Source organism: Pseudomonas sp. PLB05 (assembly GCF_021106615.1).
GTDB lineage: Bacteria > Pseudomonadota > Gammaproteobacteria > Pseudomonadales > Pseudomonadaceae > Chryseomonas > Chryseomonas benzopyrenica.
The window spans coordinates 1,002,023-1,016,275 of record NZ_JAJOHO010000001.1; the positions used below are offsets into that span (position 1 = coordinate 1,002,023).

Genomic DNA, 14,253 nt, shown 5'->3' on the forward strand with positions numbered 1-14,253 from the left:
GGAATTTCGATGGCGGAAAAGGCTCATTCTAGCCTGAGTTCGGGTGGCCCTTTGCCAGGATCGTGCGCCCATCGTCGGTTGGGTGCATGTCGCTGGAGGCCGCGCCAGCTCTAGCCTGCGGCTTATAGGGGCACGCCACTGATCGCCGATGGGCGGCTCTTCAGCCAGGGGTGATAGCGCCGAACAAAAGGGGTGAATACGCCTTTTTTGCCTGGAGTTGCACCATGCGTAACCTGAAATTGTCGGCCCGTTCGGCCGTGTGCTTTGCCACCGTTACCCTGTTGCTGCTGGTGTTGGTGATTACCTCGGCCGTGGGCCTGAATTCTCTGTACCAGGCCGAACAGGATGTCGAGACCAACTGGATGGCCAGTATCGCGCAAACGGCGAAGATGGATAGCCTGGTGCTCAGGTTGCGTCTGGAAACCCTGCGCATGGTGGCGTCGGAAGACGAGCAGATGAAGCAGACCGCCGCGGCGACCATCGCCCAGGCACGCGGCCAGCTGCAGAAGGAAGTGGCGGCTTATCAGGCCCTGGTCGCCTCGCCTGAAGAGCAACGATTGGCCGACGCCGTGTCCGCTGGCGTCAAGGCCTACGATGCGCGCCTCGACGAGATCATCGTCATCGCCCGGACGCGTCCGGCCAGCGAGGGAACCGCCTTCACCAATGCCAATATCCGTCCGCTGACCAACGAGCTGCAAGAGAAGATCGTGGCCCTGGGTGCCTTCAACGAACGCGGCGCCAAGCAGGCCGGCGAACTGGCCACCCAGACCTACAGCCGCAACCTCTGGCTGCTCGGGGTGATTGCCGCCATCGCCATCGTGCTCACCGTGGTGGTGGCCGTGCTTTATACCCGCAGCATCCTGCAGCCGCTGCGCCAGGTGCTGGCCATCAACCGGCGCATCGCCGAGGGCGATCTGCGCGTCGAGGCCCAGGCGACCGGCCGCGACGAGATGGCCGAGCTGATGCGCGCCACGGTGCAGATGCAGCAGACCCTGCGCGACACCGTCAGCCACATTGGCGAGGCCTCGACGCAGCTGGCGTCCGCCGCCGAAGAGATGAATGCCGTGACCGACGAGGCCAGCCGTGGCCTGCAGCGCCAGAATGGCGAGGTGGAGCAGGCTGCCGCGGCGGTCAACGAGATGACCGCCGCCGTCGAGGAAGTGGCGCGCAACGCCGCCTCGGCCTCGACGTCCGCGCAACAGTCGGAGCGCTCGACCGGTCTGGGCGCGGCCCGGGTCACCGAGACCGTCAATGCCATCCATTCGCTGACGGGCACCGTGTCCCATACCAGCGAGCAGATCGTCGCCCTGGCCGAACAGGCCCAGGGCATCGCCACCGTGGTCGATGTGATCCGCGGGATCGCCGAGCAGACCAACCTGTTGGCGCTGAACGCGGCCATCGAGGCCGCCCGGGCGGGTGAACAGGGTCGCGGCTTTGCCGTGGTCGCCGATGAGGTACGCGCCCTGGCCCACCGGACCCAGGAATCCACCCGCGAAATTGAGCAGATGATCGGCGGCATCCAGAGCGGTTCGGAAGGCGCCGTGCAGGCCATGCAGCGCAGCCGTGACGAGGCCACCGCGACCCTGAAGATCGCCAACGAAGCCGGCGCCGCCCTGGAGGAAATCGCCCGCTCCATCACCGAGATCAACGAGCGCAACTTCCTCATCGCCACGGCATCGGAAGAGCAGGCCCAGGTCGCCCGGTCGGTGGACCAGAACCTGGTCAGCATCCGCGATCTGTCGATCCAGACCTCGGCCGGTGCCCACCAGACCGCTGCGGCGGCCCATGAGGTCTCGCGCCTGGCGGTGGACATGAATCGTCTGGTTGGCCGCTTCTCGGTCTGATCGCAGACTTAGCCGCTTGCTCGAAAGGCCTCGCCGGTGTCTACCGCTGGCGGGGCTTTTTCGTGTCCAGGCGGTTGTCCTTGGGACGTGCGGGAACCCGACCGGGGTCCGGGACGGTCTGTCCTACTATCACGAGCGGAGAGATGCCATGTACCTCGTCCAATTGCTGCTACCCCTCAACGACAATGACGGCCAGCGCCTGCCGGGGACACTGTTTCAGGAGGTACGCCAGGTTTTGGTCGAGCGCTTCGGCGGCCTGACGGCCTTCAGCCGGGCTCCGGTCGAAGGCCTGTGCCAGGACGAGGCGGACCGGGTCGAGGACGATGAGTTGCTGGTCTACGAAGTGATGACCGAGACCCTGGATCGAGCCTGGTGGGACGGCTATCGCCGACAGCTGGAAACGGCCTTCCGGCAGCGCGAGATCCTGATCCGCGCCCAGCCCACGGAACGACTCTAGGCCTCGTCCAGCACGACTCGCGCGCGCCCAGCTCGCTTGGCCTGGTAAAGGGCGGCGTCCGCCCGGCGGATCAGCTCATGGACACTGAGGCTGCCATCGGTGCAGCGGGCGATGCCGATGGAGGACGTGGTACTCAGGGTGACGCCCTGGATGTGCCAGGACTCCTGCAGGGCGCGGCACAGGCGCTCGGCCATGGTCAAGGCGGCAGTGGGCGTGGTGTCGCGCAGGAAGACGATGAATTCGTCGCCGCCGATGCGGCCAAGCAGATCCTCCCGACGCAGGCAGGCGCTGACCCGGGCGACAAAGGCCACCAGGAGCAGATCGCCGAACTCATGGCCGAATTCGTCATTGATAGCCTTGAAGCGGTCGAGATCCAGGTAGAGGAGGGCACAGGGGCTGCTGGCGTCGCTGGCTCTGTGGCGTGCGATCTGGTCGAGAATGCTGCGTCGATTGGCGACCCCGGTAAGGGCATCCAGATAGGCCAGGGACTTGTAGCGGCTTTCGCTTTCCTGCAGGGCGGTCTCCGCCAGTTTGCGCTCGGTGACGTTGCGGCTGACGATGGTCAGCAGCCGGCGGTCGCCCTGGGCGTCGAAGTGCGGTGTCTTGACCACTTCCCAGGTATTGATACGTCCATCGGGACCTATGAAGGACTTTTCGACCAATGTCGGCGCCGCGTTCTGCCAGGCGAGCTCGTCGGTCTGGATGTTGTAGACGAACGCCTCGGCGAAGGCGGGAAAGCGCTCGATCAACTCGGCGTCGGTGACGCCGACGTAGTCGAAGCCAACCATGGCATAGGCCTCGAGCACGATGCGGTTGACGAACAGCCAACGCCCCTGACCGTCCTTGGCGACGATGAACTCCTGAATCGAATCGAGGAGGGCGCGAAGATCGATGTCGGAATCGGCAGCGGACATGGACAGGGCCTGGAGGTCGTACGAATTGTCAGGCTATCGGCCTGGTACGGCAGGAACTGAGGTCTGTCGTCCGGTCACCCGTCGCCGTGTTGTCGGTAGAGCGGGGCAGGTCAGGCGATCGGGGCGCTCGCCGACGAATGGTAGGCCAGGCAGGCGCAGGCGTTTGACGGCTTCAAGCGAGACGGCCAGCCCGCGTGCCCGGGCCGATCGGAACCAAGCCGTCGCCTGCGGGCCGAATAGGGTATTCATCAGCTGCCAGATGTGCCCTCTATGCAGACCACTACAAGAGCCGTAACCGGCCAGCACGCCGGGTCGACCCCCGTTGCCTTGGAACCCGCCAAGTCTCTTTACCGCGAGCTCCTCGTGGAGAAACCCAGTGTTGGTGCGCGGGAGCAGGCGCGGCACTATCTCGACGACCAGCTGCAGGCCGTGAGTGCCATGAAGGCCGACCTCCCGGCGGATCCCGCGGCACTGGAAACCTGGGTGTTGGAGAACAACGAACGGGTCGGCGCCCAGTACCAGGACTATCTGGCGAACCGCAAGGCTGGCGCGCCGCGACGTTATTTTGGCAGCAAGGCCCATGCGCTGTACTTCCTGCGTAGCGTGGCGCCTACCAAGCTGGTCGATGGCGCCTGGCTCTATGGCACGCTCGCTCACTGGGACGACCTGCGCTATCGCGCGGCCATCCAGATCTATCTCGAAGAGCTGGGTGACGGTCAGCCCGACAAGAATCATGTGGTGCTCTATCGCAAGCTGCTGGCCAGCCATGGCTGTGAAGATTTCTCGCAATTGAGCGACGATCACTATGTCCAGGGCGCCATCCAGTTGGCTCTGGCCTATAACGCCGATCACTACCTGCCCGAGGTGCTGGGTTTCAACCTCGGTTACGAGCAGCTGCCGCTGCACCTGCTTATCACCTCCTACGAGCTCAACGAACTGGGTATCGATCCCTATTACTTCACCTTGCATGTGACCGTCGACAATGCCGGCACCGGTCATGCGCGCAAGGCGCTGCAAGCCGTACATGACGCCATGCCCGCCGAAGGCCGCGCTGCCTTCTACCAGCGCGTGGTGCAGGGCTACCTGCTCAATGAACTGGGCGCCAGCACCACCTCGGTGATCGGCGGCTTCGAGCTGGAACAGGCGGTGATCGAGGTACTGGCGGAAAAGAGTACCGTTGGCCGCTATGTGCATTCGGACTATTGCCGCATCGGGGGCCGTAGCGTCAGCGACTGGTTGACCGATCCCGCGCAGATTCCCGAATTCCTCCAGGTGATGCAGGAGCAGGGCTGGATCAAGCGTCATGAAGACCCGACCAACAGTCGCTTCTGGCGCCTGATCCAGGGTGAGCGCGCCGAGATGTTCGGCGTCTTCACCGCCTACGAGCAGCAGCTGATTCACGACTGGATCGCCGGTGACTTCGTGCACAGCGGCGCCCGGCACCAGGCGGCCGCCGAGCGGGTGTCCGTCTTGCCGCGCCGCGAGGTGAGCTTTCGCGCTCGCCAGCGTCAGCAGGAGCGTCTGTGTCCAGCGCTGGAAGCCGAGCAGGGCACGGCGGCCAATGCGAGCAAGGCCCAGGCGAGCGACTTCGATAGCGATGAGGTCGCATTGGAGCAGCGTCTGGCCAGCCAACCCAGCCGCGCGGCCGCCATGGCATTACTGGTGGAGCAGCTGTCACCGGCGCGCCACCACAGCCGTGCAGGTCTGCTGGCGACACGACTGTTCGCCTCCCTGTTGGGCTGATCCCTATTCAAGGACCCGCAAGGGTCCTTTTCATTTCGACTGTCATTGAAGGAACCACCCGTGACGGCCATGGAACATCCCGAACGCATCGCGACCAGCCCTGACGCGGTCCCTGCCCTGAAACTGCTGATCGAGACGCTGCGCGCAGCGGACTATCACTTCATCACGCCCACCCCGGCCTCCCACGCGCGGGTCAATGCCCGGCAAGGCAACGCCTGGGCGCGGGATCTGCTGGGCATCTTCGGCTGGAGCCGGCCGTTTTCCCCCGAGCTGCTGCCTGGCTCTCTAATCGACACCCTGGCGGCAGCCGAGCTGCTGACCGCGGTGCCGGGCGGCTGGCGCAGTCGGGTGCGGGTATCGAGCCTGGGTGACCAGCTGTTCGTGCATTCCGCCTATCCCACCGAGGACGCCGATGCGGTGTTCTTCGGCCCCGACACCTATCGCTATGCCAATGCCCTGGAAGCCCAGTTGCGCTTCGAGACCGGTGACATCCGCCGCGCCGTGGACATCGGCAGTGGGGCCGGTCCCGGCGCCATCCTGGTCGCCCTGGCCCGGCCCGATGCCGAGGTGCTGGCGGTGGACATCAACGAGCGTGCCCTGGCGCTGACCCGGGTCAACGCCGAGCTGGCCGGGGCCGACAATGTCAGCGCGTGCTACAGCAACCTGCTGAACGATGTGGCGGGTGACTTCGATTTCATCCTGTCCAATCCCCCTTATCTGGTCGATCCCGGCGAGCGTGCCTATCGCCATGGTGGTGGTCCTCTTGGGGCTGGCCTGTCGCTGGCCATCCTGGACACGGCGCTGCAGCGCCTGGCACCGGGCGGCACCCTGCTGCTCTATACCGGCGTCGCCATGGTCGATAACCGTGATCCCTTCCTCGAAGAAGTACGCACCCGCCTGGACGGCCAGGACGTGGCCTGGCGCTATCGCGAGCTGGATCCGGATGTCTTCGGTGAAGAGCTGGAGACAGGGGTCTATGCCCATACCGATCGCATCGCCGCGGTCGTGCTGACGGTGACGCGGCCGCACTGAGGGTGCACGGCAGCGGCTACACTGGCGGGTGCCTCTATCGCCCGCCCGTGTCCCGGAGTCCGCCATGCAACTGCTGCTGAACCAGACCTCACCCTATGCCCGCGCCGCGCGCGTCACCGCCCTCGAAGCTGGCTTCGGCGAGCGTCTTGAGCTGGTGTGGAGCGATCCCTGGAACGACGATCCGACCTTGCTGGCCGCCCATCCCGGCAACAAGGTCCCGGTACTGATCACCGACGAGGGCATCGCCCTCAGCGAGACCCTGCTGATCTGCCTCCATCTGCATCTGTTGGCCGGCGGCGGTCGGCTTTCCGCCAAGCGCCTGCAACTGGCCGGTCTGGGCCAGGGCCTGATCGACGCGGCCTTCGGCACGGTGATCGCCCGCAAGCATGACGGTGCGGCCCAGGATGAGTCGGTGCTGGGCGCCCGCCGGCTGGCGGCCATCGACCGGCTGCTGGTGCGCTTGGACGAGGCTTCCACACTGGATACTGAGGACCTCGATTTCAGCCACTACCTGGTGGCGGTCGGCCTCGACTACCTGAGCTTTCGGCTGCCGGAAATCGGCTGGTCCGCGCATCCGCAGCTGGTGGCCTTTCACCAGCGGCTCCTGGCGCGTCCCAGCTTTGCCGCGACGGCTTTCCAGTAAAGCAAAAAAGCCCCACGCGGCGGCCCCCGCCGACCGCGTGGTAAAGCCCTAGAGCTCGATCAGGATCTTCAATTGGGTCCCGGCCTTGTCCAGCAAAGCCTCGAACCCCTGTTCCACCACGTCGTCCAGCGCGATGTGGCGGGTCACGACCTTCTCGGCCGGTAGCTGGCCGCTGGCGATCAGGGCGGCCACCTGGGGCCACATCAGGGTGGAGTAGCACCAGGAGCCGCGCAGGTCGACGTCCTTGTAGGTCAGGGTGAAGCCATCCAGCGCCGGTGGCTTGCCCTGCATCCCCACCTGGACCACCACGCCCTGGCGGCGCACGGCTTCCAGGCACAGTCCCAAGGGCGCCTCGGCGCCCACGCATTCGAAGGCCACATCCACCCCCACGCCCCCTGCGGTCCGGGCGCGGATCTCGCGCAGCACATCGGTGCTGCCGGGATTCAGGGTGACGAGCCCATCCACCAGGCTGTGGGCCATCTCCAGGCGGTTGTCGTTGAGGTCCACCAGGAAGATCCGGGTGGCCCCGGCCGCGCGAGCGGCCATGACCTGCAGCTGGCCGATGGGCCCGGCGCCGGCCACCAGCACGCTGTCGCCAGGCTTCACACCGCCCCGGTGAGTGGCGTAGACGGTCACCGCCGTGGGCTCGATCAGCGCTGCGTGCTCGGTGCTGAGGTCGTCCGGCATGGGGATGGCGTTGTAGTCCTCCACCAGGGAGTACTCGGCCATGCCGCCCCAGGGATGGGACAGGCCGATGATGGCCAGCTGTTCGCTGAGCTGGTACTGGCCGCGGCGGCCGTAGTAATCGTCGCGTGGCGAAACCATCGGCTGGATGGAGACCCGGTCACCGGGTTTCACCGCTGTCACCTGGCTGCCCACAGCCTCCACCACGCCGGAATACTCGTGGCCAAGGATCTGCGGCACCTTACCGCCGGTGTAGCTGTGCGGCGCGGTGGGAATGAAGATGGGACCGCCAAGGTACTCGTGCAGATCGGTACCGCAAATCCCGCAGAACTGGTTTTTCACCAGGACCTGGGTAGGGCCCGGCTCGCCGGGAGCCGGGACGTCTTCCACCCGGATGTCGCGGGCGGCATGGAAACGGGCTGCTTTCATCGTGAGGCTCCTCTAGCGTTCGCAGCGGGGGAGGAAGGCCTGGATCAGGGCATTGACCCGGTCCGCGGCCTCCATCTGCACCATATGGCCCTGGCCGTCCAGGATCTCGACCTGGACGGTTTCCGGCAGGCCTTCGGCATGCTGGACCGGAATGATGGCGTCGGCCTTGCCCCAGATCACCAGGGCGGGCAGATCGCCTTCGAGTACCTGGCGCAGCACCTGGGCCTGCTGGCCATTGGGGAAGAGGGTGCCGGCCAGTCGATTCAGGGCCTGGTCCACCCCTTCCAGGCGCTTGTACTTGAGCAGGTCCTCCAGCAGTGGTCGGGTGACCAGGCCAGGATCGCTGAACAGTAGGCTGACCGGTCCCTTGAGCTGGTTGCGGCTGGTGGCGGCGACGAAGCCTTCCAGGTAGGCGCCATTGATGTCCCGGCCCAGTCCCGCACTGCCGATCAGCACCAGGCCGGCAACCCGTTGTGGCGCGGTCTGCGCCAGCTGCAAGGCCACGGCACCGCCCATGGAGTGGCCGACGAGCACGGCGCGGGGGATGTCCAGATGGTCGAGCAGAGCCAGCACCGCAGCGCTTAGCTCGGCAAGGTCCCCGGTGGCCAGGCCCTTGCCGGACTGACCATGGCCCGGCAGGTCCAGGGTGACCACCCGGCGTTCGGCGGCCAGGGCCTCGTGGTTGAACAGCCAGTTGTCCAGATCGCCGGAGAAGCCGTGGATTAGCACCAGCGGCAGTCCGCCTTCGCCGCGTTCCAGATAGCGCAGCGGCCGCCCGTCGAGCTCGATGCGCTGCGCCTGGGGACCGGCGTCGGCGGCGTCTTCGCCACCGGGTACGAAGTCTTCCTGGAAGCGCGCGATCACCGCCTCGATCTCGGCGTCGCTGGCTTCGCCTTCCACCACGATGGCCAGCAGGGCGCCTACCGCGAGGGTCTCGTCCTCCCGCGCCAGGCAGCGGCGCAGGGTGCCGGAGAAGGGCGCCTCCACGCTGCTGCTGATCTTGTCGGTCTCGACGTCGAGCACCTCGTCGCCCTTGGTGATGCTGTCGCCTTCGGCCTTGAGCCAGGCGTTGACCCGGCCTTCGCTCATGGACAGGCCCCACTTGGGCATGGTCAGGGTATGGATCTGGCTCATGCGGCCTGCCTCCCTTGGGTGATCTTCAGCACGGCGCGCTCGATCTTGGCCGCGTCGGGGATGTAGAGGTCTTCCAGGGCATCGGAAAAGGGCACCGGGGTGTGCGGCGCCGTGACCAGTTGCACCGGGGCGCGCAGGTCATCGAAGGCCTGCTCGGCGAGCAGGGCGGCGATGTCGGTAGCCACCGAGCAGCGCGGATTGGCCTCGTCGATGACCACCGCGCGGCCGGTCTTCTCGACGCTTTCCAGGATGCTGTCGCGATCCAGCGGGCTGGTGGTACGCAGGTCCAGCACCTCGCAGGAAACGCCCTGGCGCGCCAGGTTGGCGGCGGCCTCCATGGCCAGGTGCACCATGCGGCCATAGGTGATGAGGCTGACGTCGTCGCCCTCACGCAGGAAGCTGGCCTCGCCGAAGGGGATGGCGTAGGACTCCTCGGGCACCTCGCCCTGCATCCCGTAGAGCAGCTTGTGCTCGCAGAAGATCACCGGGTCGTTGTCGCGAATGGCCTGGATCAGCAGGCCCTTGGCGTCATAGGGCGTGGCCGGGCAGACCACCTTGAGGCCGGGGATATGGGTCCACCAGGAGGTCAGCATCTGCGAATGCTGGGCCGCGGCGCGGAGACCCGCGCCGACCATGGTGCGCAGCACCAGCGGGGTGACCGCCTTGCCGCCGAACATGTAGCGGAATTTGGCCGCCTGGTTGAGGATCTGGTCCAGGCAGCAGCCGGCGAAGTCGACGAACATCAGTTCGCACACCGGCCGGGTGCCACGGGCGGCGGCGCCTACCGCGGCGCCGACGTAGCCGAGCTCCGACAGCGGGGTGTCCAGCACCCGCCCGGGAAACTTGTGGTAGAGGCCCTTGGTGACCCCGAGCACACCGCCCCAGGCGTCCTGCTCGCCGGGCGCGCCGGCGCCGCCGGCGTTGTCTTCGCCCATGAGGAAGACGGTGGGATCGCGGCGCATCTCCTGTTCCAGGGCTTCGTTGATGGCTTGCTGGTAGCTGATCTTTCTGGCCATGGTGGCGCTCCTTGTTGTTTTCCGATCAGGCGTAGGTGACGTAGACGTCGGTGAGCAGGTCTTCCGGGCCGGGCTTGGGATCGGCCTTGGCCTTGCGCACGGCGTCTTCGATGAGTTGTTCCACCTCCTGGTCGATGCTGTCGAGCAGGGCGGGCTGGAGCTGACCGGAGCGCGTCACCCGCTCGCGGAATTGCATCAGGCAGTCGCGTTGCTCCCGGGCCTGCTTGACCTCGTTGGGGTCGCGATAGGTCTGGGCGTCGCCCTCGAAGTGGCCGAAGTAGCGGGTGAACTTCACCTCGATCAGCGAGGGGCCTTCGCCGGCCCGGGCGCGGGCCACGGCGGCCGCGGCGGCTTCATGGACGGCGAAGAAGTCGAAGCCGTCCACCGTCACCCCGGGCATGCCGAAGCCGGCGGCGCGATCGGCTATGTGGTCGCAGGCCACCGACCAGTTCGAGGCGGTGGCTTCGGCGTAGCCGTTGTTCTCGGCGACGAAGATGCACGGCAGATTCCACACCGAGGCCAGGTTCATCGCCTCGAACACCGCACCCTCGTTGGAGCCGCCGTCGCCAAAGAAGGCCACGGCAACGGCGTCGCTGCCCTTGAGCTTGGCCGCCAGGGCGGCGCCGGCGGCCAGCGGGGCTCCGGCCCCGACGATGCCATTGGCGCCGAGCATGCCCTTTTCCAGATCGGCGATGTGCATGGAGCCGCCCTTGCCCTGGCAGACCCCGGTCTTCTTGCCGTAGATCTCGGCCATCATGCCGTAGACGTCCACGCCCTTGGCGATGCAGTGGCCGTGGCCACGGTGAGTGGAGGCGATGCTGTCCTCGTGGCCCAGGTGGGCCATGACGCCGGCGGCCGAGGCTTCCTCACCGGCATAGAGGTGGACGAAGCCGGGAATCTCGCCGGTGGCGAATTCCACGTGCAGCCGCTCCTCGAAGGCGCGGATGGTGCGCATCACCCGGTAGGCATGGCTCAGATTTTCGACGCTGGGGTTCTCGCTCATCTTATTGTTCTCCAGGATTGCCGAGGGCCGACGCGGGCAGGCGGCGGACCAGCAGGCGCTGCTGCGCCGCCAGCTCCAGGACTCGCTCCACGTCGATGCTCAGGGGGCCGTCGAGGTCCAGCGTCACTAACGGACGCTCCCCGGGGCCGAATTCGATTTCCCGCTCGCCGTCCAACGCCAGGGTGCCGGTGGTTAACGACAGCGCCCGGGGTTCGCCGGGCAGAAGCAGGCCACTGGCGGCGATTCCGGCCTGGGCCAGCACGCCAGGGGCGAGCGGGACGGTCAGTTGCGCCGGGGCCTCCGGCTCAAGTCGCACCCAGCCGCCATGGGGGGCGCTGCGCGCGACGGGGTGCCAGAGGCCGCACAAGGCCGAGAGGCCGATGGCCCAGGGTTCGGCGAAGGTGGTGAAAACCTCCGCAAGATCTTCCACCTGGGTCACCGCGCGGGCACCGAGATAGGTCTGGCGACAGACCGCCACGTCCACCAGCGCCCAGTCGCGGACGCCGCGCTCGGGCACTTCCACTCGCAACCGCTTGTTGCGCCGCAGCGCCAGCGTCGGGTCGACCCGGCCGGCCGCGACCAGGCCGCCGGCCAGCCCCGCGCTGGTGGCCTCACGCAACTCCGGAAAGGCATTGTTGGTGCCGGTCGACAGGGTCAGCAGCGGCAGGTCGCCCACCTCGGCGGCCACCGCCTTGTGGGTGCCGTCGCCGCCGAGCACGGCGATCATCCGGGCGCCCTGGGCCAGCAACAGCCGCGCGGCGCGCCGGGTGTCGTCCACGGTCTGGGTCAGCGGCAGATCGAGAAACGTAAGCTCCGGCCAGCGCTGCTCGCGGGCCTGGCGACTGCTGCTGGCCTTGAGCACGGCGGCGGCGATGCCGGTCATGTCCGGCGGCAAGAGCACCCGCTCCACGCCGGTGGCGCCAAAGGCGGCCAGCAGGCGCATCACTACCCCGGCCTTGTCGGTGCTGGAGGTGAGGGCGGCATTACCTGTCAGCCGTCTCAGGTCACGGCCCGAGGCCGGGTTGGGCAGGATGCCGACGGTTATGGGCATGGCTGGCCTCCGAGGCCTGGGCCAGCGGTCAGGGCAGCCGTGTGGCGATGCCGGGGTGCGCTCATGGGGCTGGCCCTCTTGTCGTTGTGATGGGAGCGTCGCAAAGCCCTGAGCAAGGCCGGTGCCAAGCCGCGATGAATTCGCTGCAGTGCAGGCAGGGCGCGGGTTTGGAAGGAAGCGGCAGGCAGTGGGAGGAGCGCCTCCACGCGCCGGGGCGTCTCACGACTGCGACGGGATGGAGAGACGCTGAGACGATTCGTCTCACGGTGTCGCGGACTTGAAGGCAGCGCCCTGGGAGCGCTAAATGAAGGCCAGAACAATGACCGGCCTTCCATGCCATGACCGGAATTCAGGGAGAGACGCCCATGTTGTCTACCCAGGCCCGCTATCACGCCCGCGCCATCGACCAGGCCCTGCGCGCGCCCTTGCGCGCGGCCAGTCCGCCCGGGCGCATCCTCGATTCCTGGCGCCGTTCCTTCGAGCAGTATCGGCTTGACCCGGGCAGCCTGCGCGGCCCGCGCATCCTCTCGCGCTACGAATTGCGCCAGCACCAGCAGGCGGCGGAAGACTTCCTGCGCGTCGCCGATGGCGAGCTGGGCGCCTTGCATGCGCGGGTTGAGGCAGCCGACTATTGCGTGCTGCTGGCCGATGCCCAGGGCCATACCCTGGACTACCGGGTCAGCGATCGGCTCGATGAAGAATGCCGCCGCGCCGGACTCTACCTGGGCACCTGCTGGTCCGAGCAGGAGGAGGGCACCTGTGGCGTGGCGGCAGTGCTGACCGACCGCGCGCCAGTGACGGTACACAAGGCCGATCACTTCCGCGTGGCCTTCACCGGCCTGACCTGTACCGCCGCGCCGGTATTCGCCCCGGGTGGCGAGTTGCTCGGGGTGCTGGACGTCTCGGCGCCACGCTCGCCGGATGACCGGCGCAGCCAGTTGCTGATCCAGCAATTCACCCGTGACAGCGCCCAGCGCATCGAGAATGCCTACTTCATGCACAGTGCCCGGGGCGATTGGGTGCTCTGCGGCCATGCCCAGGCCAGCTACCTGGACACCCAGCCGGAATTCCTGCTGGCCTGGGACGCGAGTGGTCGCCTGACCGGCCTGAACCGGCCGGCCCGGCAACTCTGCCTCAATCAGCTGGGCTACCTGCCGCAGCGTCTCGACGAGTTGTTCGGTCGCGATGCCTCGGTGCGGTTGCAGGAGGACGACGGCGAGCCCCTGCGCCTGGGTGAGGCGCATTTTCACGCCCGGGTGCGCGCCCCGCGTCAGCGCCTGGGCGTGGTGATTCCGCTGATCCGCGGGCCCATCGAGGCCGAACCCGAGCAGGAGCCCCGAGTCAGCCAGGCACTGCAGACTGGCCAGCGCCTCTATCGCCACGGCCTGCCGATCCTGGTCACGGGTGAGACGGGCACCGGCAAGGAGGTCTTCGCCCGCGCCTTGCATGAAAGTGGCGATCGGGCAGAACGGCCCTTCGTCGCCCTCAACTGCGCGGCGCTGCCGGAGAGCCTGATCGAAAGCGAGCTGTTCGGCCATGCGGCCGGTGCCTTTACCGGGGCCCAGCGCCAGGGACGCGAGGGGCTGGTCGTGGCGGCCGATGGCGGCACCCTGTTTCTCGACGAGATCGGCGACATGCCCCTGGCCCTGCAGACCCGCCTGCTGCGGGTGCTGGCGGAAGGCGAGGTGCTGCCGGTAGGCAGCGCCCAGCCGCGGCGGGTCGATGTGCGGCTGGTCTGCGCCACCCACCGCGATCTCCAGGTACAGGTGGCCGCCGGGCTGTTCCGCGAAGATCTGCTCTATCGCCTCAACGGCGCCGTCTTCCAGTTGCCACCGCTGCGTGAGCGGGCCGACCGTCTGGCCCTGGCGCGGCGCGTGCTGGCGGAGGAGCGCGGTAGCGGCGCCGTCCCGGAGTTGGCGCCCCAGGTGCAGGAAGCCATCCTCGCCCACGACTGGCCGGGCAACGTGCGCGAGCTGCGCAATGCGCTGCGTTATGCCTGCGCCCTGTGCGATGGCGCCCTGATCACCCTCGATCACCTGCCGGCCAGTCTGGAGCCGGGCATGCCGCTGTCCACGGAGCCACGGCCTCAGGTCGATAGCCCTGAACGGCGATTGATCCTCGCCGCGCTGGTGCGGCACCGTTGGAAGGCCGTTCCCGCTGCCCGAGCGCTGGGTATGTCCCGGGCCACCCTCTATCGACGGCTCAAGCTGCACGGCATTGCCATGCCCCACCGCCAGCCCGAAGACTGACGTCTTCCGCCGAACGGTCGTGGCCGCTGGCAGCTGCCCTGGCACGGCGATCTC

Annotated in this window: 12 protein-coding genes; 6 read left to right on the forward strand and 6 right to left on the reverse strand. The window is 67.3% G+C overall.

Going from position 1 to position 14,253, the window contains the following annotated elements; genetic code table 11:
- The first annotated feature begins 224 nt into the window (after positions 1–224).
- The gene (locus LRS53_RS04595; RefSeq protein ID WP_231355103.1) at positions 225–1,844 is read left to right on the forward strand and encodes a methyl-accepting chemotaxis protein; all 1,620 of its coding nucleotides are present in this window, start codon (positions 225–227) and stop codon (positions 1,842–1,844) included.
- Positions 1,845–1,992: 148 nt separating this feature from the next.
- Positions 1,993–2,301, forward strand: a complete 309-nt coding sequence (locus tag LRS53_RS04600; RefSeq protein WP_231355104.1) for a hypothetical protein — start codon at positions 1,993–1,995, stop codon at positions 2,299–2,301.
- Here the strand turns inward: LRS53_RS04600 and LRS53_RS04605 are convergent.
- On the reverse strand, positions 2,298–3,215 hold the full coding sequence (locus LRS53_RS04605; RefSeq protein ID WP_231355105.1) for a GGDEF domain-containing protein: 918 nt from the start codon (positions 3,213–3,215) through the stop codon (positions 2,298–2,300). The two genes, LRS53_RS04600 and LRS53_RS04605, sit on opposite strands and share 4 nt — an antisense overlap.
- 270 nt (positions 3,216–3,485) lie before the next feature.
- On the opposite strand from LRS53_RS04605, the gene LRS53_RS04610 reads away from it, so the two are divergent.
- The 3 genes from LRS53_RS04610 (at position 3,486) to LRS53_RS04620 (ending at position 6,633) form a co-directional block, all read left to right on the forward strand.
- Entirely contained in the window at positions 3,486–4,958 is a 1,473-nt protein-coding gene (locus tag LRS53_RS04610; protein WP_231355106.1) for an iron-containing redox enzyme family protein, read from the forward strand.
- A 69-nt stretch (positions 4,959–5,027) separates the two neighbouring features.
- Positions 5,028–5,990 carry a methyltransferase gene (locus LRS53_RS04615; protein WP_231355404.1) on the forward strand — a complete coding sequence of 321 codons (963 nt, stop codon included), beginning with the start codon at positions 5,028–5,030 and terminating at the stop codon, positions 5,988–5,990.
- Positions 5,991–6,054: 64 nt separating this feature from the next.
- Entirely contained in the window at positions 6,055–6,633 is a 579-nt protein-coding gene (locus LRS53_RS04620) for a glutathione S-transferase N-terminal domain-containing protein (RefSeq protein ID WP_231355107.1), read from the forward strand.
- Between the two features lie 48 nt (positions 6,634–6,681).
- Here LRS53_RS04620 and LRS53_RS04625 read toward each other — a convergent pair whose 3' ends face one another.
- From LRS53_RS04625 to LRS53_RS04645, 5 genes are read right to left on the reverse strand one after another with little or no spacing between them, the layout of a single operon-like run.
- Positions 6,682–7,746 carry a 2,3-butanediol dehydrogenase gene (locus LRS53_RS04625; RefSeq protein WP_231355108.1) on the reverse strand — a complete coding sequence of 355 codons (1,065 nt, stop codon included), beginning with the start codon at positions 7,744–7,746 and terminating at the stop codon, positions 6,682–6,684.
- 12 nt (positions 7,747–7,758) lie between these two features.
- Positions 7,759–8,880: an acetoin dehydrogenase dihydrolipoyllysine-residue acetyltransferase subunit gene (locus tag LRS53_RS04630; RefSeq protein ID WP_231355109.1), complete on the reverse strand. Its 1,122-nt coding sequence runs from the start codon at positions 8,878–8,880 to the stop codon at positions 7,759–7,761.
- Positions 8,877–9,896: an alpha-ketoacid dehydrogenase subunit beta gene (locus LRS53_RS04635; RefSeq protein ID WP_231355110.1), complete on the reverse strand. Its 1,020-nt coding sequence runs from the start codon at positions 9,894–9,896 to the stop codon at positions 8,877–8,879. The genes LRS53_RS04630 and LRS53_RS04635 overlap by 4 nt, the downstream gene beginning before the upstream one ends.
- A 25-nt stretch (positions 9,897–9,921) precedes the next feature.
- Entirely contained in the window at positions 9,922–10,899 is a 978-nt protein-coding gene (locus tag LRS53_RS04640) for a thiamine pyrophosphate-dependent dehydrogenase E1 component subunit alpha (RefSeq protein WP_231355111.1), read from the reverse strand.
- 1 nt (position 10,900) lies between these two features.
- The gene (locus tag LRS53_RS04645; RefSeq protein ID WP_231355112.1) at positions 10,901–11,950 is read right to left on the reverse strand and encodes an ATP-NAD kinase family protein; all 1,050 of its coding nucleotides are present in this window, start codon (positions 11,948–11,950) and stop codon (positions 10,901–10,903) included.
- A 365-nt stretch (positions 11,951–12,315) separates the two neighbouring features.
- Between LRS53_RS04645 and LRS53_RS04650 the strand changes: the two genes are divergently transcribed.
- On the forward strand, positions 12,316–14,199 hold the full coding sequence (locus tag LRS53_RS04650; protein WP_231355113.1) for a sigma-54-dependent Fis family transcriptional regulator: 1,884 nt from the start codon (positions 12,316–12,318) through the stop codon (positions 14,197–14,199).
- Positions 14,200–14,253 lie beyond the last annotated feature (54 nt).

What these genes read in the sequence shown, in the direction of transcription:
- LRS53_RS04595 (WP_231355103.1), top strand. Translation starts at nt 225, where the DNA reads ATGCGTAACCTGAAATTGTCGGCCCGTTCGGCCGTGTGCTTTGCCACC.
- LRS53_RS04600 (WP_231355104.1), top strand. Translation starts at nt 1,993, where the DNA reads ATGTACCTCGTCCAATTGCTGCTACCCCTCAACGACAATGACGGCCAG.
- LRS53_RS04605 (WP_231355105.1), bottom strand. Translation starts at nt 3,215, where the DNA reads ATGTCCGCTGCCGATTCCGACATCGATCTTCGCGCCCTCCTCGATTCG.
- LRS53_RS04610 (WP_231355106.1), top strand. Translation starts at nt 3,486, where the DNA reads ATGCAGACCACTACAAGAGCCGTAACCGGCCAGCACGCCGGGTCGACC.
- LRS53_RS04615 (WP_231355404.1), top strand. Translation starts at nt 5,028, where the DNA reads ATGGAACATCCCGAACGCATCGCGACCAGCCCTGACGCGGTCCCTGCC.
- LRS53_RS04620 (WP_231355107.1), top strand. Translation starts at nt 6,055, where the DNA reads ATGCAACTGCTGCTGAACCAGACCTCACCCTATGCCCGCGCCGCGCGC.
- LRS53_RS04625 (WP_231355108.1), bottom strand. Translation starts at nt 7,746, where the DNA reads ATGAAAGCAGCCCGTTTCCATGCCGCCCGCGACATCCGGGTGGAAGAC.
- LRS53_RS04630 (WP_231355109.1), bottom strand. Translation starts at nt 8,880, where the DNA reads ATGAGCCAGATCCATACCCTGACCATGCCCAAGTGGGGCCTGTCCATG.
- LRS53_RS04635 (WP_231355110.1), bottom strand. Translation starts at nt 9,896, where the DNA reads ATGGCCAGAAAGATCAGCTACCAGCAAGCCATCAACGAAGCCCTGGAA.
- LRS53_RS04640 (WP_231355111.1), bottom strand. Translation starts at nt 10,899, where the DNA reads ATGAGCGAGAACCCCAGCGTCGAAAATCTGAGCCATGCCTACCGGGTG.
- LRS53_RS04645 (WP_231355112.1), bottom strand. Translation starts at nt 11,950, where the DNA reads ATGCCCATAACCGTCGGCATCCTGCCCAACCCGGCCTCGGGCCGTGAC.
- LRS53_RS04650 (WP_231355113.1), top strand. Translation starts at nt 12,316, where the DNA reads ATGTTGTCTACCCAGGCCCGCTATCACGCCCGCGCCATCGACCAGGCC.